This is a genomic window from Mesorhizobium sp. B2-4-7 (genome assembly GCF_006442685.1).
GTDB lineage: Bacteria > Pseudomonadota > Alphaproteobacteria > Rhizobiales > Rhizobiaceae > Mesorhizobium.
In genome coordinates this window covers 516,049-533,936 of the sequence record NZ_VFVH01000003.1, presented here as the reverse complement: position 1 = coordinate 533,936, position 17,888 = coordinate 516,049, and the positions used below count along the sequence as shown (strand labels likewise).

General features: G+C 63.4%; 18 protein-coding genes. 12 read left to right on the top strand and 6 right to left on the bottom strand.

Translation table 11 applies throughout. The annotated features are described in order from the left end of the window. Nucleotides 1-62: 62 nt before the first annotated feature. On the bottom strand, nucleotides 63-1,244 hold the full coding sequence (locus FJ946_RS12680; protein WP_140566328.1) for an acetate/propionate family kinase: 1,182 nt from the start codon (nucleotides 1,242-1,244) through the stop codon (nucleotides 63-65). A gap of 27 nt (nucleotides 1,245-1,271) precedes the next feature. Next, entirely contained in the window at nucleotides 1,272-3,659 is a 2,388-nt protein-coding gene (locus FJ946_RS12675; protein ID WP_140566371.1) for a phosphoketolase family protein, read from the bottom strand. Between the two features lie 164 nt (nucleotides 3,660-3,823). On the opposite strand from FJ946_RS12675, the gene FJ946_RS12670 reads away from it, so the two are divergent. From FJ946_RS12670 to FJ946_RS12645, 6 genes are all read left to right on the top strand, one after another. Continuing rightward, nucleotides 3,824-4,426: an alpha-ketoglutarate-dependent dioxygenase AlkB gene (locus FJ946_RS12670; protein WP_140566325.1), complete on the top strand. Its 603-nt coding sequence runs from the start codon at nucleotides 3,824-3,826 to the stop codon at nucleotides 4,424-4,426. A gap of 147 nt (nucleotides 4,427-4,573) precedes the next feature. Continuing rightward, entirely contained in the window at nucleotides 4,574-5,014 is a 441-nt protein-coding gene (locus FJ946_RS12665) for a DUF2267 domain-containing protein (RefSeq protein WP_140566322.1), read from the top strand. Nucleotides 5,015-5,063: 49 nt separating this feature from the next. Then, nucleotides 5,064-6,833, top strand: coding sequence for a thiamine pyrophosphate-dependent enzyme (locus tag FJ946_RS12660; RefSeq protein ID WP_140566319.1), 1,770 nt, complete (start codon nucleotides 5,064-5,066; stop codon nucleotides 6,831-6,833). Nucleotides 6,834-7,187: 354 nt separating this feature from the next. After that, complete coding sequence (locus FJ946_RS12655) at nucleotides 7,188-7,652, top strand: Hsp20 family protein (protein ID WP_140496161.1); 465 nt, start codon at nucleotides 7,188-7,190, stop codon at nucleotides 7,650-7,652. A 66-nt stretch (nucleotides 7,653-7,718) separates the two neighbouring features. Then, complete coding sequence (locus FJ946_RS12650) at nucleotides 7,719-8,186, top strand: hypothetical protein (protein WP_140566317.1); 468 nt, start codon at nucleotides 7,719-7,721, stop codon at nucleotides 8,184-8,186. A 153-nt stretch (nucleotides 8,187-8,339) separates the two neighbouring features. Next, the gene (locus FJ946_RS12645; protein ID WP_140496450.1) at nucleotides 8,340-8,642 is read left to right on the top strand and encodes a DUF982 domain-containing protein; all 303 of its coding nucleotides are present in this window, start codon (nucleotides 8,340-8,342) and stop codon (nucleotides 8,640-8,642) included. A gap of 141 nt (nucleotides 8,643-8,783) precedes the next feature. Here the strand turns inward: FJ946_RS12645 and FJ946_RS12640 are convergent, their stop codons facing one another. Genes FJ946_RS12640 through FJ946_RS12625 form a run of 4 tightly spaced genes read right to left on the bottom strand, consistent with a single transcriptional unit; the run spans nucleotide 8,784 to nucleotide 12,019 of the window. Next, entirely contained in the window at nucleotides 8,784-9,572 is a 789-nt protein-coding gene (locus tag FJ946_RS12640; protein ID WP_140566314.1) for an SDR family oxidoreductase, read from the bottom strand. 53 nt (nucleotides 9,573-9,625) lie between these two features. Beyond that, nucleotides 9,626-9,961 carry a hypothetical protein gene (locus FJ946_RS12635; RefSeq protein WP_140496164.1) on the bottom strand — a complete coding sequence of 112 codons (336 nt, stop codon included), beginning with the start codon at nucleotides 9,959-9,961 and terminating at the stop codon, nucleotides 9,626-9,628. Further along, nucleotides 9,961-10,827, bottom strand: a complete 867-nt coding sequence (locus FJ946_RS12630) for a DUF6772 family protein (RefSeq protein WP_140522704.1) — start codon at nucleotides 10,825-10,827, stop codon at nucleotides 9,961-9,963. The genes FJ946_RS12635 and FJ946_RS12630 overlap by 1 nt, the downstream gene beginning before the upstream one ends. A 52-nt stretch (nucleotides 10,828-10,879) precedes the next feature. Beyond that, complete coding sequence (locus FJ946_RS12625; RefSeq protein WP_224684726.1) at nucleotides 10,880-12,019, bottom strand: mandelate racemase/muconate lactonizing enzyme family protein; 1,140 nt, start codon at nucleotides 12,017-12,019, stop codon at nucleotides 10,880-10,882. A 133-nt stretch (nucleotides 12,020-12,152) separates the two neighbouring features. Between FJ946_RS12625 and FJ946_RS12620 the strand changes: the two genes are divergently transcribed. From FJ946_RS12620 to FJ946_RS12595, 6 genes are all read left to right on the top strand, one after another. Further along, nucleotides 12,153-12,911 carry a FadR/GntR family transcriptional regulator gene (locus FJ946_RS12620; protein ID WP_140496166.1) on the top strand — a complete coding sequence of 253 codons (759 nt, stop codon included), beginning with the start codon at nucleotides 12,153-12,155 and terminating at the stop codon, nucleotides 12,909-12,911. After that, complete coding sequence (locus FJ946_RS12615) at nucleotides 12,908-13,696, top strand: SDR family oxidoreductase (protein WP_140566312.1); 789 nt, start codon at nucleotides 12,908-12,910, stop codon at nucleotides 13,694-13,696. The genes FJ946_RS12620 and FJ946_RS12615 overlap by 4 nt, the downstream gene beginning before the upstream one ends. Before the next feature lie 79 nt (nucleotides 13,697-13,775). Next, a complete protein-coding gene (locus FJ946_RS12610) occupies nucleotides 13,776-15,020 on the top strand; it encodes a sugar ABC transporter substrate-binding protein (RefSeq protein ID WP_140566309.1) in 1,245 nt (414 codons plus the stop codon). A gap of 23 nt (nucleotides 15,021-15,043) precedes the next feature. Continuing rightward, the gene (locus FJ946_RS12605) at nucleotides 15,044-15,964 is read left to right on the top strand and encodes a sugar ABC transporter permease (RefSeq protein ID WP_140566368.1); all 921 of its coding nucleotides are present in this window, start codon (nucleotides 15,044-15,046) and stop codon (nucleotides 15,962-15,964) included. Further along, entirely contained in the window at nucleotides 15,961-16,803 is an 843-nt protein-coding gene (locus FJ946_RS12600) for a carbohydrate ABC transporter permease (protein ID WP_140566307.1), read from the top strand. Before FJ946_RS12605 ends, FJ946_RS12600 begins: the two co-directional genes overlap by 4 nt. Before the next feature lie 8 nt (nucleotides 16,804-16,811). Beyond that, nucleotides 16,812-17,837, top strand: a complete 1,026-nt coding sequence (locus FJ946_RS12595) for an ABC transporter ATP-binding protein (protein WP_140566304.1) — start codon at nucleotides 16,812-16,814, stop codon at nucleotides 17,835-17,837. Nucleotides 17,838-17,888: the final 51 nt, after the last annotated feature.

Sequence of the window (17,888 nt, the reverse complement as noted above, 5' to 3'; positions counted from 1 at the left end):
CCCCAAGGCCGGAGGTTCCTGCCTGATGGTCCCGGCGGGTCGCCGCGGACCGAGTTCAGCGGTCAGATCGGCACGGTCGCCAGCACCTGGCGGGCGATGATCAATTCTTCGTTAGTGGCGATTGCGTAAACATCGACCGCGCTGCCCTCGCCGGTGATCCGCCCTTTTCCCGACCGGTTTGCATTCGCGTCGAGCAACACGTCCAGCCATCGCAGGCGCTCGCAAACCGCTTCACGGATCTGCCAGGAATGCTCTCCGATCCCTCCCGTGAACACCAGCGCCTCGATACCCTGGAGCGTGGCTCCCATCGCCGCGATCTCGCGGGCGATCCGAAACGTGAAGAGATCGATCGCCTCCGCCGCACGAGGATCCTTGCTGCCAAGCAAGGTCCGCACATCTGCCGACACTCCCGAAACGCCGAGCAGGCCGGACTTGTGATAGAGCAAGGTCTCCAACTCTTTCACGGACATGCCGCGCGCCTGCTGAAGGTAGAGAAGCACGCCGGGGTCGATGGCGCCCGGCCGCGTGGCCATCATCAACCCGTCAAGCGCGGTGAACCCCATGGTGGTGTCGAGACTTCTGCCTTCGCGCATGGCGCACAGGCTGCATCCGCTGCCGAGATGCGCGACCACGCAACGCTTGCCCCGGAGTCCGGGCGAAAGCGCCTGCAGCTGGCCTGCGACGAATTCGTAGGAAAGGCCGTGGAAGCCGTAACGGCGGATCCCGCTTTCCTCGAACTCGCGCGGCAGCGCATAGCGGTTGACGGGCGGCTCCAGCGTGCGGTGAAAGGCGGTGTCGAAGCAACCGATCTGGGGTAGGCCGGGCAGCAGTTTGGAGATCGCACGAACCGGCGCCAGGCCGGCCGGCTGGTGGAGCGGTGCCATCGGCGTCAGCGCGTCGAGCGCCTCGACGATCTCGCCGGTCAGCAGGACCGGAGTCGAAAACCGCTTGCCACCATGGACGATGCGATGGCCGACCGCGCTCAGCGGAGCCTGCGCAAGATGCGGATCGAGGACATCGAACAAGTCCCGCAGGAGAACCTCTACGGGCGGGCTTGCGGGCTTGACGGCGCGTTTGAAGATGGATTTGCCCGACGCGTCCTTGGCGACGAGGCTTGGCTCGTCATCCAAGTCTTCGAACGCACCGCTCACCGTGAGCACCGGCCCCTCCTGTGATCCGGCTTCGAACAGGCCGAACTTCAGGCTGGACGAGCCCGCATTGAGGGCGAGTATTGCGCTGGTCACGAGCGGCACTCCCCGGCGGGCACAGCCTTAACCATCCGCCGCGCCCGCTTTGTCGCGCCAGGCCCAGTTCCGGATCTCGGGCATGTCCTCGCCATGTTCGCGAACATAGCGCGTGTGCTCGTTCAGGCCGTCGGCAAATCGGGCCCTCGCATCGGCTGCCCTGGCGCTCAGCCCCGGCACCCGGTCGATCGCCTCGATGGCTAGGTGAAAACGGTCCAGTTCGTTGAGCACCGCCATGTCGAAGGGCGTGGTCGTCGTGCCCTCTTCTTTGTAGCCGCGAACGTGGAAGTTGTCGTGATTGGCCCGTTTGTAGGTCAGCCGGTGAATGAGATAGGGATAGCCGTGGTAGGCGAAGACCACCGGTCTGCCGGTCGTGAACAGCCTGTCGAATTCCGCGTCCGCCAGGCCGTGGGGGTGCTGCTCCTTGGGTTGCAGCGCCATCAGGTCCATTACGTTGACGACGCGTATGGCGAGATCCGGTATCGCCCGGCGAAGAAGGTCGACAGCCGCGAGCGTCTCCAGCGTCGGCACGTCTCCCGCGCAGGCCATCACCACGTCGGGATCCTCCCCTCCACGCTCGGTTCCCGCCCAATCCCAGATCCCGATGCCGGCCTCGCAATGACGTATGGCGTCGTCCATCGGCAGCCACTGGGAAGCCGGCTGCTTGCCGGCAACGATCACGTTGACCCGATTGTAGGTTCGCAGGCAGTGATCCGTGACCCAGAGCAGCGTATTGGCATCCGGCGGGAAGTAGATGCGCACGATGTCCGCCTTCTTGTTGGCGACGAGATCGACGAAGCCGGGATCCTGATGGCTGAAGCCATTGTGGTCCTGCCTCCACACATGGGAGGTCAACAGATAGTTGAGCGACGCGATTGGCCGCCGCCAGGCAAGTTCGCGCGAGACCTTCAGCCATTTGGCGTGCTGGTTGAACATGGAATCGACTATGTGGATGAACGCCTCGTAGCATGAGAAGAGGCCGTGCCGGCCGGTCAGCAGGTATCCTTCCAGCCAGCCTTGGCAAAGATGTTCGCTCAGCACCTCCATGACGCGGCCGTCGCGCCCCAGATGCTCGTCATAAGGCTCGATCTTTTCCATCCAGACGCGCTCGGTCGCGTCGAACACGGCGTCCAGCCTGTTTGACGATGTCTCGTCCGGTCCCATGAGCCTGAAATTGCGGGCATCGGCATTCAGCCGTATGACCTCCTCGATGAACGCTCCCATGAGCTTCGTCGCCTCGGCCCTTGCGCCGCCGGGTTTCGGGACCGCGACCCGGAAGTGGCGGAAATCCGGCAATCGCAACTCCTGCTTGAGCATCCCTCCATTGGCATGTGGATTGCTGCCCATGCGCCGCTCGCCGTCCGGCGCCAGGGCCTGTAGCTCGTTTCGAAACCTGCCCGCTTCATCGAAAAGCGTCTCGGGCCGATAGCCGCGCATCCAATTTTCCAGAGCTGCGAGATGGCCTGCATCGTTTCGCGGGTCGGTGATCGGCACCTGGTGCGCGCGCCAGAAACCCTCGACCTTCTTGCCATCCAGCTCGTTCGGGCCGGTCCAGCCCTTCGGGCTTCTCAGCACGATCATCGGCCAGCGGGGCCGATGATCCACTCTGCCGGTCTCGCGCGCTTCCTTCTGGATTTCATCGATCCGATCGAAGACAGTATCGAGCGTTTCGGCCATCAGCCGGTGCATCGCCCGCGGTTCGTCGCCTTCGACGAAAAAAGGTTCATAGCCATATCCAGCCAGCAAGCTTCGCAACTCCTGCGCGTCGATCCGGGCGAGCACCGTCGGATTCGCGATCTTGTAGCCGTTGAGATGAAGGATCGGCAGGACAGCGCCGTCATGGACCGGATTGAGGAATTTGTTCGAATGCCAGGAGGCTGCCAGCGCCCCCGTTTCCGCCTCGCCGTCGCCGATCACGCAGGCCACGACGAGGTCCGGGTTGTCAAACGCGGCGCCATAGGCGTGAGCCAGCGCATAGCCGAGTTCGCCGCCCTCATGGATCGACCCCGGCGTTTCCGCGGCGGCATGGCTCGGGATGCCGCCCGGAAAGGAGAATTGGCGAAAGAGCTTGCGCAGCCCATCCTCGTCGCGACTGACCTCGGGATAGATTTCGCTGTAGGTCCCTTCGAGATAGGTATTGGCGACCATCCCCGGTCCACCATGGCCTGGGCCGCAAATGTAGATCACGTCGGCATCACGCTGCCTGATGATGCGATTGAGATGGACGTAGATGAAATTCAGCCCGGGCGTGGTCCCCCAGTGGCCAAGCAGGCGAGGTTTGATGTGCTCCGGCCGCAACGGCTCCTTCAGCAGCGGATTGTCGATCAGATAGATCTGTCCGACCGACAGAAAATTCGCCGCCCGCCAATAACGGTCGATGAGATCGAGCTCTCCTTGTTCAGGCCGGCTACGCATTGCCCGCACGAGTTTCTCCTTGGCAAAGCTGGTTGAAATACGATGCGTGCCGCCCGCATTGAATAATCCGACAGCGAAGTCGAGGTTCCCATCAAATGCGAGCCGCCCCACGCAGCCGGCCGGGGAAATCTTGCCTCAGCCGCGGATTTCACCATCTAAAGGCGATGCCATCGCCCCGATCCAGCAATCCCACGGACCCTCGCCAGGACGACCTCTTTGGTGCGCCCGACAGCTTACCGGAAGGATTTCGTTACCGGCCCGAACTGATCACGCCGGCGCAGGAAGCTGAACTGGTGCGGGAGCTCGAGAGCCTGTCCTTCCAGCCATTCGATTTCCACGGCTATCTCGCCAATAGGCGCGTGGCAGGCTTCGGCCTGCGCTACGACTATGAGCGGCGCCAGGTGATGGAGGCGCCGCCCATACCAGGTTTCTTGCTGCCCTTGAGGGACAAGGTAGCCGGCTTTGCCGGCCTGCCTGCCGCCGATTTCGTGCAGGTCCTGATCAACGAATATCGGCCGGGCGCCGGCATCGGATGGCATCGCGACAAGCCGCACTTCGGCATTGTCGCCGGAGTGTCGCTGTTGGCTGCTTGCAGTTTCCGCCTGCGCCGCAGGAACGGTGCGAAATGGGACCGCGAAACCGTCACGGTCGAGCCGAGATCCGCATATCTGATGGCGGGCGCCTCCCGGACCGAGTGGGAGCACAGCATACCGCCGATGAAAGAGCATCGCTATTCGATCACGTTGCGGACGCTCCGGCCGTTGTGATCGTCGGACAGCGACTGCGACAGCCGGTGCAGCATCTCGCGTGAACTGCCGAAGCGAAGAAATTTCGGCCCGGCATGAAACTTTCCCTGCCACCGATGGTTTTGCCGACGGGTTTTGCGGGTGAGCGATTCGATTGAGGAGGCGGCGATGAGCGCTACCGGACTCGAGATTTTCGACAAGACCACCCAAACCACCAACGTCTGGCTGGACGAGATCATGGCCGACCACGGACAGGATCGCCAGTTCGCTTGGCACCTGCTCGGCGTCGTCCTGCGCACCGTCAGGGACCGGCTGCCGGTCGACATGGCTTCGCATCTTGGAGCGCAGTTGCCGCTGCTCGTGCGCGGCACCTACTATGAGCAGTTCGAGCCGTCACGCATGCCGCAAAAGAGCCGTTCCCTGGAAGAGTTTCTCGGCCCCGTCGAGCAGGGCATGGACGATACGCGTCCCGTCGACCCGAAAGCTGCGGTTCAATCGGTCTTCAAAGTCCTCTTTCATCATATCGACCCCGGCCAGATCAGAAAGATCCGCGCCTCGCTGCCTGCGGACGTACGGCAGCTCTGTCCCGATCCCGATACGAAACACTGAACCTCCTCTCGGTTCGAGAGGCCGGCGTGCTCAATAAAGGAAATCCGCCATGCCCAATGCCGCCGAAATCCTCGTCGACACGCTGATCAACTGGAAAGTGGAGGTCGTCTTCGGCCTGCCGGGCGACGGCATAAACGGCATCATGGAGGCGTTGCGCACCCGTCAGGACCGCATCCGGTTCGTCCAGGTCAGGCACGAGGAATCTGCCGCCTTCATGGCGTGCGCCTATGCCAAATGGACCGGCAGGTTGGGCGTCTGCCTGGCCACCTCGGGACCGGGGGGCACACACCTCCTTACCGGCCTCTATGACGCCAAGCTCGACCAGGCTCCCGTGCTTGCCATCACCGGCATGCAGTTCCACGACCTTATCGAGACTTTTACGCAGCAGGACGTCGACCTGACCCGCGCCTTCAACGACGTCGCGATCTTCAACGCGCAGGTCTCCGATGCCGCCCACATGGAAAACCTGGCGGGTCTCGCCTGCCGCTCGGCTCTTGCCCGGCGCGGCGTCGCCCATCTGTCGATTGCCAGCGATGTACAGGAAAACGAGTTGCCCGAGGCGGACCGCTCGAAGCGAAACCGGCCCTCCCACACCCCCGATCGATGGTTCGAAGGCAGCCGGCTTCCGGCTGCCGACCAGCTCGACCAGGCGGTTGAGATTCTCAATGCGGCGAAAAAAGTCGCTATCCTGGCCGGGCGCGGCGCACTCGGCGCACGCGAAGAACTCGAACGCGCGTCGGACCTGCTGGCGGCGCCCGTCGCCAAGGCGCTGCTCGGCAAAGCCGTGCTCCCTGATGACCATCCGAATACGACTGGCGGCATCGGCATTCTCGGCACCCGCGCCTCGCAGGATGCGCTGAGCGAATGCGACGCCCTGCTGATTGTCGGATCGACGTTCCCCTACATCGAATACTATCCCGAACCCGGCAAGGCGCGCGGCGTCCAGATCGACCGTGACGCGCAGAGGATCGGCCTGCGCTACCCCGTCGAGGCAGGGCTCGTAGGCGATGCCGCCGACACCTTGCGTCTTCTCAACGAACGCCTCGAGCGCAAGAGCGACCGCTCCTTCCTGGAAAAGGCGCGGCAGGAAATGACCCGCTGGCGCGATGCAATGGCATTATCCGAAGCCAAGCCGGATGTGCCGCTGAAGCCGCAACTCGTGGTCAAGGCATTCGGCAGGCGTATGCCCGAGAACGCGATCCTGGCAGCCGATTCAGGACAGAATACCGAGATGGCTGCCAGGCACATCGACATGAAGGCCGGACAGGCATTCGGGGTTTCTGGAGCGCTCGCCTCTATGGCCTGCGGCCTTCCCTATGCGATTGCCGCCGGCATTGCCTTTCCGGGGCGGCCTATCTTCACAGTGGTTGGCGATGGTGGGCTTGCCATGCAACTCGGCGAATTCTCGACCGCGGTACGGCACGGCATTCCCCTCAAGGTCCTCGTGCTCAAGAACGGCATGCTGAACCAGATCGCCTGGGAGCAGATGATGTTCCTTGGCAATCCGCAATTCGGCTGCGAGCTGCAGCCCATCGATTTCGCCATGGCCGCCGAGGCCATGGGCGGCATCGGCTACAGCGTCTCGCGGCCGGAAGAGGTCGAGGGCGTGCTTGAGGCGGCCTTCGCCACGCAGGGACCGGTGATCATCGAGGCCGTCGTGGACGCCTATGAGCCAATGATGCCGCCCAGGATGCCGCCAGATTATGCGAGGAATTTCCGCAAGGCGCTGCCGGACACGCCTGGACACGACCAGATCGAGGACAATGTCGGCGAGGAACCGCTGAAGTCCATGATGAGCGAAGTTTCCGAGGAAGCGTAGGCACAGCCGATCTCGCCCCACGTCCGCGACGGATGGCGACGTGCGCGGCGACACTGCATAGGGATACTTCTGCCGAGTCCGTGCGATCGGTATCGGCGCCCCGACCATCGCGGAAGTCTCGGGCCATGTACCGCTTCGGGGCAGATCCTGCTGTTGCAAGAGTGAAAGGGTCGTGCGGCAGAACTACCGCAAGCCACTGTTCTTGCATGGCAACTTAGCATCAAAAAATTTTTGGGACCCCTCTTGAAGAGATTTCTGGCCGTTCCCAGATCGTTTCGCGTCGAGGCTTCGGCTCGATGAAAAAGGCGTCGCGACACCTGCGGCGTCCCATGTTGCTTTTCGGAGGATATGGATATGAGAAGCGTGGATTTTGCACCCCTTTACCGCACGACGGTCGGCTTCGACCGTCTTTTCGACATGCTCGACAGCAGCATTCGCTCGGACTGGCCTCCCTACAACATTGAAAAGAAGAATGAGAACAATTACCGCATCACCATGGCGGTAGCAGGCTACGACCTGGACGAGCTCGAACTCGTGCAGAACGGCGCCGAACTGTGCGTTACCGGACGCAAGAAGCCAGATCCAGAACAGCGGCAAGTTCTCCACCAAGGCCTTGCGATAGGTAATTTCAGACAGGCCTTCAGGCTGGCCGACCACGTAAGGGTGAAGGCTGCGACGCTGAACTGCGGTTTGCTCGCCATCGAGCTCGTGCGTGAGGTGCCCGAAGAACTCAAGCCGCGTCGCATCGAGATTGGCGTCCGCGACCCTGAAAATACAACGAAGTCGATAAGCCAGGATGTGTCGCGCAAGGCGGCATAGAATGTCGCAACAACCTGCGGTCCGCGTCCCGGCAACGCCGGGAAGCCAAGATTGCGGAGAACGGAGATGACAAGCGAAGCTGATATCTTTCTTCAAGCCGGCACAAGAAAACCGACCCGCATCGACGTCTCGCCGGTGCCGAAAAACCCCGGCGACGTTCTCAACTGCTCAACCATGAGCCTTGAGGCGAAGCGTGCCTTGCTTGCCTCATGGGCCTCGGACGCGCATGCGGTTGACGACGCTCCGTCGCTGCGCAGGCTGGATGACGGCTCGGTCATGAATATGGATGAGATCCTTCGCGCGCTGAAGGCACTGGATGAGCGCGAGCAAGGGCATCCGCCGCACAGGGCGGCGTCTCGGTCCCAGCGGCGTTCTTTCGGCCGCTTCCGTCGAGGGAGTTGGTCCCGCTGGATCGCGGGCACCCGAGGTGAAGACGATGATGACGATCCACCTCCGAGCCCGGTCTGCGCGGCGATCCCGCCGAGGGCAGGCGGTGGCGGGGCATTTTCCCTGCCGGAACCTGAAGCAGCCTAGAGCAATCCCGGGAAAAGCGCATACCGCTTTTTCCCTGGAGATTACGTAGAAACAAACAGTTAGAGCAGTTCGGCGTCTCGTGAAACGATGAACTGCCCCAATGAAGGGGTTGGGGCCAACCCCTCAAAAGCATCCAGCCAATGGAGGAAGTTCATGAATGACAAAATGTTCGAGCAGCCTGTTCTGGTGAAGAACGGGGATTTCATGATCGAGGAAGTAGCGTGCCTCGAAGATGCATTCGAGTTTCTGCAGAATTGGCCCCGGAACCGCAGAGGCCCGATTTTCGAAACCGCCCTGCGCGCGTGTCAACGCGCCTATGACGGCCATGTCCCAGCCTCGCTGGCACGCGATGCTTTTGCCGGCTTTGCGCGCTCGGCCAGGATCCTTGAAGACGTCTCGACCTCCATACCCTGGATGGCGGGGATCAAGACGGGCAGAGGCGGCATTTCCGCCTGAGGAGAACGTTCGCCGAACCTTCGGTTTCAAGTATGTCAGGTTCCGAGCAAAGTCATGGAGAGCGCCTAATTCCGTAGGTCGTGCCGCCGGCAGGGCGCGGTGACCGGTGCTAACGCCGGTCACCATGCTTGGCGGTGCCGGTCAGCGGAACATCGAGCCGCCATCAACGTCGAGCGCCGCGCCATAGACGAAGCTCGCGGCGTCCGAGCAAAGAAATAGGATCGCGGCGGCCATGTCGTCGGGCCGGCCCATGCGGCGCATCGGCAAATTGGCCGCGATGCGGTCCTTGAGAGCCTGGTCGATATGGGAATGCATCGGCGAATCGGTCGGCCCCGGATTGAGGGCGTTGATGCGCACCTTCTTTCCCGCCAATTCGCGCGCAACCGACTTCACCAGCGACAGCGTGCCGGCCTTGGACGCCGCATAGGCGGTGTCGGCGATGAGCCCGCCGCCGCCATGCACACCGGCGTCGGAGGCCACGCACACGATATTCCCCCCGCCGGCATTGCCTTGCATGCGCTGCACCGCCCCCTGGACGGTGAAGAAGGTGCCCAGTAGATTGACGCCGAGGACGCGCTGCCAGTGCGCCCAATCCTGCTCCGCGATTCTCTTGGCAGTAATGATCGCCGCGCAGGTCACGACGTTGTCGAGCCGCGCCAGCTTGGCGTCGCAATAGTCGAACATGCGCGCGATGCTGTCGGGGTCGCCCATGTCGGCCACCACCTTGTGCGGTGGTGTCCCGGCCGTTCCGCTCAATTCGTCATGGCGCTTCGCCAACCCCTCGGTATCGCGGTCGCACATCACGACCTCGGCGCCCTTGGAGAGAAAGGCACGGGCGGTCTCGAAACCCATGCCGCTCGCGGCACCGGTCACCAGCACGGTCTTGCCAGCAAAACTGTCCTGGGCAAACGTCGCATAGGGGCCCATCATGATGTCTCCGTGAACAGTAAGGGTTGGCCGGCGGTAAGGTTGGCGAGGCGTGTTCAGGCCTTCAGGTGCAGCGTCACGAGCACGCTGCACTCCGCGCCGCTGTCGAAACGCGCCGCGACGCGCAGCCAGTTGCCAAAATGGCTAAGCCGCGCCATTGCCATGCCGTCGCGCTCGGCCGGCATGACAAACTCGGTGCCTTCGCGCAGCCAGTGCATTCCATCCGGCGAGATCTCGATCCACGCCGTTGCCGCAGGGCCGACAGGTTGCTTCAACGCGCGCACGAAGAAGATCGCCTCGCGCGCCCATCCTGCCTCGTAAGGCTCGCTGGCGGCCTCGCCGCGCCAGCGCTCGTTGCGCGAGACGACCGCGGTGATGTTCTCGGGCAGCATCAGAAGTCTCCGGAAATGCAGATGGAATCGACATAGAGGAAGGCCCGTTTGGCAACGTCGGTTTCAGCGAAGAGGCCGAAATTGAGCATGCACCACAGGTTCTTCATCGCCGGAATGCGGATCGAATCGAATCCCGAGAGATCGAAGCTGCGATCGTTGCAGCGCAGCCCGAGCGCCGTCATCGATTCCAGATCGAAATCGAAGCACAGATAAGTCCAGTTCACCTTGGTGGGGATCTCGTTGTAGCACAGGCGCTGCGATCCGCCGGGAAGGTCGAGCCATCCCTCCGGCGACAGGTGATAGTGGCTGATCGTCTTGTCGTCGCTGCCGATCGGGATGATCTTCTCGGTCTCGCGCTTGTATTGCCATTTTTGCAAGTGCTGGCCGTCGAGCGCGTTCAAAAAGCGCAGATGCGGCATGACCCGATCGCTGTTGCCATCCTGGTCTCCGCCCTGCAGGTCGAACAGGAAGCCGACGGAGCGCACATCGGTTTCGGACAGCTTCAGCGCATTAGCTTCGGGCTTGAAGGTGAAATACATTTCGAAGCGGATCGGTCCGCGCTTCCTGAATGTGTGGCGTTTGATGGCGACGTTGCGGGCTCCCGGCGCGGGACGTGTCGCAACCTTCAACGCATAGGATGAATCCATCCCCCCGTGTGAGCCGGCGTCCCAGTGCGCGAGCGTCGACAGCATGGCGCTGGTATGTTGCGCGTAGCCCGGCAGCATGGTGTCCAGATCGTCCTCATAGTTGCCGACAAGCTGCGACCAGCCGCAATGGCCGCGCGCGAAATCGTCGAACGACAATATCCGCGGCAGCGGGTCGAAGCGGCTGAGCGCGGGGTCCGCGCGCAACAACGCCAGCCGCATCGCCTCGGCGAGGTCAGCGCCCTGGTTTGGAACCTGGTTCTTCATCTCGGCCTCATCCGGCTTTCAGTTTCTTGACGGCGTCCCAGTCGATCTCTATGCCGAGCCCCGGTTTCTGCGGGACGTCCAGCGTGCCGTTCTTCTGCCTGACGCAACCGGGCGCGAGATCGGCCAGACTGGTCTTGAACGGGCTGGCGTCGCACTCGCACTCCATGACGCCGAAATTCGGCATCGCGGCTGCCAGATGGACGCTTGCGGTCTCGCAGACGATGCCCGACATGCCGATATGCGGCGCGTAGCGGACATCATGCGCCGCGGCGTAGTCGGCCATGCGACGCGTCTCGGAGATGCCGCCCGCGCGCGCCACGTCGGGCTGCAGCACGGACAACGTCCGGTTGGCGATCAGGCGCTGCGCCTGGTCCAACGTGAAATTGCTCTCGCCCGCGGCCAGCGGCACGTCGCAGCGCCGGCGCAGTTCCTCATAACCCTGCTCGTTTTCCGGTTGCAGCGGCTCCTCGAACCAGAAATAGCCGTTTGCCGAAAGCGCACGACCTACCTCGACCGCCTCGTCCAGATTGTAGGCCCAGTTCGCATCGACGCAGAGCCCGATCGCATCGCCGGCGCGCTTGCGGATGCGCTCGATCCGTTTGCAGGCTTCGCGCACGGGCCGCGCCATCTTAACCTTGATGCGCGTAAAGCCCTCGCCGAGATAACGATCGAGTTCAGCGTCGGCGGCATCGTCGTCGACCCAGTTGACCGCGGCGGCATAGACGTCGATGCGGTCGCGTCCGACACCGCCGAGAAGCTTCGCGATCGGCTGTCCGGTCGCCTTGCCCAATATATCCCATAGCGCGATGTCCACGCCGGCGATGGCCTCGATCAGCACGCCGCCCGCCCTGCCCGAAAGCGCGCGGCGCATGGACTGCCATAGGGCGCCGATGTTGCGCGCGTCCTGGCCGAGCAGGCGCGGCTTGAGCGAGCTTTCGATCAGCTCGACATAAGCCTTGGGCGAGAACCGCGCCAGGGTTTCGCCTACGCCGACAATGCCCTCGCTCGTGCGCACTTCGACCAGGACCAGCGAGACCTTTTCATAGACGCCCCAGGACGTGACCGTGGGCCGGGGCAATGTCTGGCTGAGGGGATGGGCAATCACCTCGGCAATCTTCAGCGGCCCCGCCGCGATTGGATCGCTCACGTGCATCGGCTCCAGATTTCTCCCTTGGTCCTCTCGCACCGCCTTCATAGCTTTCACTTGTAAACTTAGCAACCAAAAAACTTAGTTGCTATGTTTGGGAAAACCGTGCTAGTGAGCTCGGAAAGGATTCCGAATGCCCCTGGACGAAGCACGCAAGCCGATTTTCTCCGCGAAACTCGCGAGCCCTTCCCGCCTCGCGGACGGCGTCTCGGATGCGATCGCCGCGGCGTTGTTCGACGGACGCATCGCGCCTGGCGAAGCGCTGCCGCCTGAAGGCGAGATCGCCCGGGAATTCGGCGTCTCCAAGCCCATCGCACGCGAGGCGCTGCGCCAGTTGACCAGCGCCGGCCTCGTTTCGACCCAGCAAGGAAAAGTTGCCCGCGCCAAGGCACTCAGCGGCGAGCCGATGGAGCGCATCTACGCCTATGCGGTCCGTTCGAGCCTGACGCGGCTTCAGGAAGCCAACGAGATGCGCCGCGTCATCGAGGTTGGCATAGCCAGGCTGGCCGCCGAGCGCCGCGATCCGCGCGGCCTGGAAATGATGCGCCAGGCCGTGCTCGACATGCACGCCGGCATCGGGAGGCCTGGCGATTTCACGCAAGCCGACATTCTGTTCCACCTCGGCCTCGCGACGGCCACGGGCAACTCCATGATCCGTATTCAGATGGAAGGGATGCGGTCTGTCCAACGCGAGGTTTCGGAACTGTTCTCCCAGCGCTCCAACCGCACGGAAACGGATTGGCGGGCCACCGTCGAACGGCACCAGGCGATCTACGACGCGATCATGGCGGGCGACACCGATCTCGCGGACCGGCGCATTCACGAGCATTTCGACGCGGCCGACATCGCCTCGTTCGAGGTGGCCGGCAAGCTCGGGGAGCCGTCGCCGTGAGCAAGGACCGTTTTTCCCTTGCCGGACGGCGGGCGCTGGTGACCGGCGCCAGCTCCGGCATCGGGCGCGCGGTTGCGATCGCCCTGGCGCAGCATGGCGCCAGCGTCGCGCTGCATCACTTCGGTGACGCCGCCGGCGCGCGCGAAACGGCTGCCGCTATCGGCCCGGGCACCGCGGTTCTCGAGGCCGATTTCACCGATAGCAAGTCAATGTCGGCCTTTACCGATGAAGCCGCCGGCGCCGGGCCCATCGACATCCTCGTCTCGAACGGCGCGATCGAGCGGCGCCGTGCATGGAGCGAGATCGACGAAGCGCATATCCAGGCCCATGTGGCGGCAAACTTCACGGCCCTGCTTACCCTGGCCACGCGGCTCGTTCCCGCCATGGCCAAGCGCGGATGGGGACGCGTGGTCGCGACCGGCAGCGTGATGGCGAGGCGTCCGCGCGCGGAAACGATCGTCTATGCCTCGCTGAAGGCGGCGCAACTTACGGCGGTGCGCGCCCTGGCGCGCGAGGTTGCGCCGCATGGCGTCACCATGAATGTGGTATCGCCCGGCGCGATCGAGACGGAGGCAACGGCCGAGCGCTACCGGGACGCCGCCTTCCGCCAAGCGGTCGCCGCGAAGATTCCCGCCGGCCGCCACGGCCAGGCCGACGACCTCGTCGGCGCCTTCGTTTTTCTGTGCAGCGACGCCGCCGGCTACATTACCGGGGCTGACCTGCCCGTTGACGGCGGTTGGACGATCGGCGACGCGCCCGGCGCGCTGCCGGGGACAACGGCATGACAAGTCGCCGCCGCCTGCCGGCCCGTTCGTTGCGCGCCCGCAGTTGTTGATTGGACCATCGGCGTTTCGGGAGGAAACCATGAAGACCGCAATCAAGCTTGCACTATCGACCTTGGCGCTGTGCGCCCTGTCGGCGCACTCGCTGGCCCAGGAACTCCGAGTGACCGTGTGGACGGGCAGCGAGGCCCACCTCAAGATGCTGAACGGCATCGCCCAGGGCTTCATCGCCAAGCATCCGGGCGTCACGGTGAAATTCGAGACCGTTCCGGTCGCCGACTACACGCAGAAGCTCACTTTCCAGGTCGCCGGGGGCAACGCCCCCGACATCGCCTGGATGATGGAGGATGCCGCACCCGCCTTCGAGAACGCCGGGCTGCTGATGGACATCGGCCCGACGCTCAAGGCGACCGAGGGATACAATTTCGACGATTTCTCCCAGCCCGCCATGGCGCTCTGGCAGAAGGACGGCAAGGTCTACGGCGTGCCCTTCTCCACCTCGCCTTTCCTGATCTACTACAACAAGGACATGTTCGACAAAGCAGGTGTCGAATATCCCAACCAGTTCGCCGCGAAGGGCGAGTGGAACATGCAGAAATTCCAGGAGGTCGCCAAGAAGATCACCGAGGCCAATCCCGGCAAATGGGGCTTCGAATTCAAGGATGGCGAAGGTTACGCATCGCGTATGACGCACGCCTTGCTGCCGCCCGTGCGCGCTTACGGCGGCGATCTGTGGGCCGACGGCCAGTGCGGCCTCGACAAGCCTGAAGCGGTGGCTGCCATCAAGCAGCTCCATGATATGGTGTTCAAGGACAGGTCGATCGTGCCGCCGGGAGAGCAGGGCGACTACTTCTCCGGCAATTCGGCGATGACCGTGAACCAGATCTCGCGAGCCTCGAAGATGCCCGAGGCAGGCTTCAAATGGGGCATCGCCCCCTTGCCTTCGGGACCCGCCGGCGAAGCTCCGGTCATCGGCCAGGCCGCGCTGACAGTCTTTGCGTCCGGCAAGAACAAGGAGCTTGCCGCGCAACTGGTGGCCGACATGACCAGCAAGGACAATGTGGCTGTCATGGCCCAGTTCTTTCCGCCGGCCCGCAAGAGCGTCCTGGAGAGCGACGCCTTCGTCAACTCCAACAAGCTGATCCCGCCCGAGCAGATGAAAAGCGTCGCCGCAGCGATCGTCAACGGCCGCGTTCACCCTTCGCATGAGCATGTGCCGCAGATATTCGCCGCGATGGCGCCGCGCGTCGACGCGCTGTGGCGGGCCGACGCCAATGTCGAAGAGGCGCTGAAGGGCGTCTGCGCCGCCATTCAGCCATTGCTCTGACAGGATTTCGGTTCATGGCCGGCATGGCATCCCGGGACAATGCGGCGCGCCCTGCCAGCGCGCCGTGGCTGAGCTTGAAGGCCAGGGAGATGCTGGAGGCATGGCTGTTCGTCAGCCCGACCTTGATCGGCTTCCTGGTCTTCTTCCTTGGGCCGCTGGTCGCCATCTTCTATTATTCGACGACCGAGTGGAACCTGCTCAGCCAGCAGGCGGCCTTCGTCGGGCTTCGCAATTTCCAGAATGCGCTGCTGGAGAACCCCGACTTCTGGCATGTCGTGCGCAATTCCGTAGTCTTCGCGCTGGGGCTCGTTCCCCTGAACATGGCGTTGGCGCTCTCCCTCGCGCTGGCGCTTTCGCGGCCGTTCTTCGGCGTCGTCTTCTTTCGCACGGTCTTTTTTGCGCCGGTGGTCACATCGGCGATCGCCTGGGCCATCGTCTGGAAATTCATGCTGCAGGGCGAAGGCGGCGCCGTGAACCAGATGCTCGCCTGGATCGGCATCGATGGCCCGAACTGGTTGCGCGAGCCCAACTGGGCGATGGCGGCCGTCATCGTCACCCGCGTCATCAAGATGGTCGGGCTCAACATGATCCTCTACATCGCGGCGCTCCAGTCGATACCGCGCGACTACGAGGAGGCAGCCGCGCTGGAAGGTGCCTCGCGCTGGCAGATCTTTCGCATGATCACCTGGCCGCTGCTCGCGCCGACGACGCTGGTCATCATGGTTCTGACGACGATCGGCTCGTTCAAGGTGTTCGACCACATCTACCAGATGACCGGCGGCGGCCCGGAAAACGGCACCCTGGTGCTGGCCTTCTACATCTATCAGCAAGGCTTCAAATTCTTCAACGTCGGCTACGCGGCCGCGCTGGCCCTGATCATGTTCGTCATCGTGATGGCGCTCACCCTCGTGCAGGTGATGTTGCGGCGGAAGGAGATGGAGTGACCCAGCGCCGGACCGAGATTCTCTATCGCATCTGCTGGACCATGGCGCTGCTACTTTTGGCCGTGCCCTTCGTGTTCCCGTTCCTGTGGATGATTTCCGGCGGCTTCAAGAGCACCACCGAAATCTTCGGCGCGCCGACCTTGATTCCCCGCGTCTGGCGCTTCGAGAACTTCGCGGAAGTGTTCACCTATCAGCCCTTCGCGCGGCAGTATTTCAACTCGCTCTATATCGCCGCGACGGCGACGGTGCTGACCCTGTTCATTGCCTCGCTCGCGGGCTACGCGCTGGCGCGCATCCGCTTTGCCGGCGCCGGGCTGTTGATGCTGTTCCTGGTGATGGCGCTGATGGTGCCGGAAGAGGTCACCATCATCCCTAACTTCTTCCTGATCCGCGCCATGGGCCTGATCGACACGCACTGGCCGCTCATCCTTCTGCCGGTCTTCGGCCCGCAGGGCGTGGTGGCGACCTTCCTGATGCGTCAGTTCTTCCTGGCGCTACCCAGGGAACTCGAAGAAGCCGGCAAGATGGATGGCCTGTCGCGGTTCGGCGTCTGGTTGAAGATCGCCCTGCCCATGGCGCGGCCGGCGCTCGCCGCGGTTGCGATCATCACCTTTCTGCATTCGTGGAACCTCTTCCTCGAGCCGCTGATCTTCCTCAGTTCGCTCGAAAAGTTCACGTTGCCGCTGGCGCTATCCAACTTCAACGACAGCTACGGCCTGCCCTTGTGGAATCTGCAATTGGCGGCGACCAGCCTGGCCGTGGTTCCCATTCTCATCATCTATCTGATCGCCCAGCGCCAGATCATCGAGAGCTTCGCCCTCTCCGGCGTCAAGGGATAAGGGGAGTCATGACAAAGCTTCTGCTCAAGGACATCCGCAAGCGGTTCGGAACGGTCGAGGTCATCCGTGGCGTCGATCTCGAGATCGAGGATGGCGAGTTCGTCGTCTTCGTCGGCCCGTCGGGATGCGGGAAGTCGACGCTCTTGCGGCTGATCTCCGGCCTCGAGCATCTCAGCGAGGGCGAACTCCACATTGGCGGCCGTCTGGTCAATGAGGTTCCGGCCGCCAGGCGCGGCGTGGCCATGGTGTTCCAGTCCTACGCGCTCTACCCTCACCTGACCGTCCGCGACAATATGGGCTTCGGCCTCAAGGTCCGCAAAGTGCCGGCCGGCGAGCGAGCCCGGCGCGTCTCGGAGGCCGCCGCGACGCTGAAGCTCGAGCCGTTGCTCGACCGTTTCCCGCGTCAGCTGTCGGGCGGGCAGCGCCAGCGCGTGGCCATCGGCCGCGCCATCGTCGCCAATCCCGACGTCTTCCTTTTCGACGAGCCGCTTTCGAACCTCGACGCCGAACTGCGTGTGCACATGCGCTCCGAGATCGCCGCGCTCCACCAGCGCCTGTCGACGACGATGATCTACGTGACGCACGATCAGATCGAGGCCATGACGCTTGCCGACAAGATCGTGGTGTTGCGCGACGGAAGGATCGAACAGGTCGGCTCACCGCGCGAGCTCTACGACAGCCCCCGAACCATTTTCGTCGCCCAGTTCATCGGCAGCCCGAAGATGAACATCCTGCCGCTCGCCGATGGGCGGCCAATCACCCACGGGGCGTCCGTGCCTGCGGCGGCCGTCTCGATCGGCGTTCGGCCCGAGCACCTGTCGCTGGCCCAGCCCTCGTCCGCCACGCTGCGCGGCAAGGTAAAGCTTGCCGAATACACTGGCGCCGTCACGCTCATCCACGTGGAATTGGACGCGGGCCAGACTTGTCTTGTCATCCACAATCAAGGAACGGCGCCCGAGATCGGCGCCGAGATCGGCCTGGACGCAGCCCCCGCGCACCTGCATTTCTTCGACGGCGAAGGGCGCGCGGTCTGACGCGATCATGAATGGCCGCCAGCGCGTAGCCGGCGTGCGGACGCGATAACC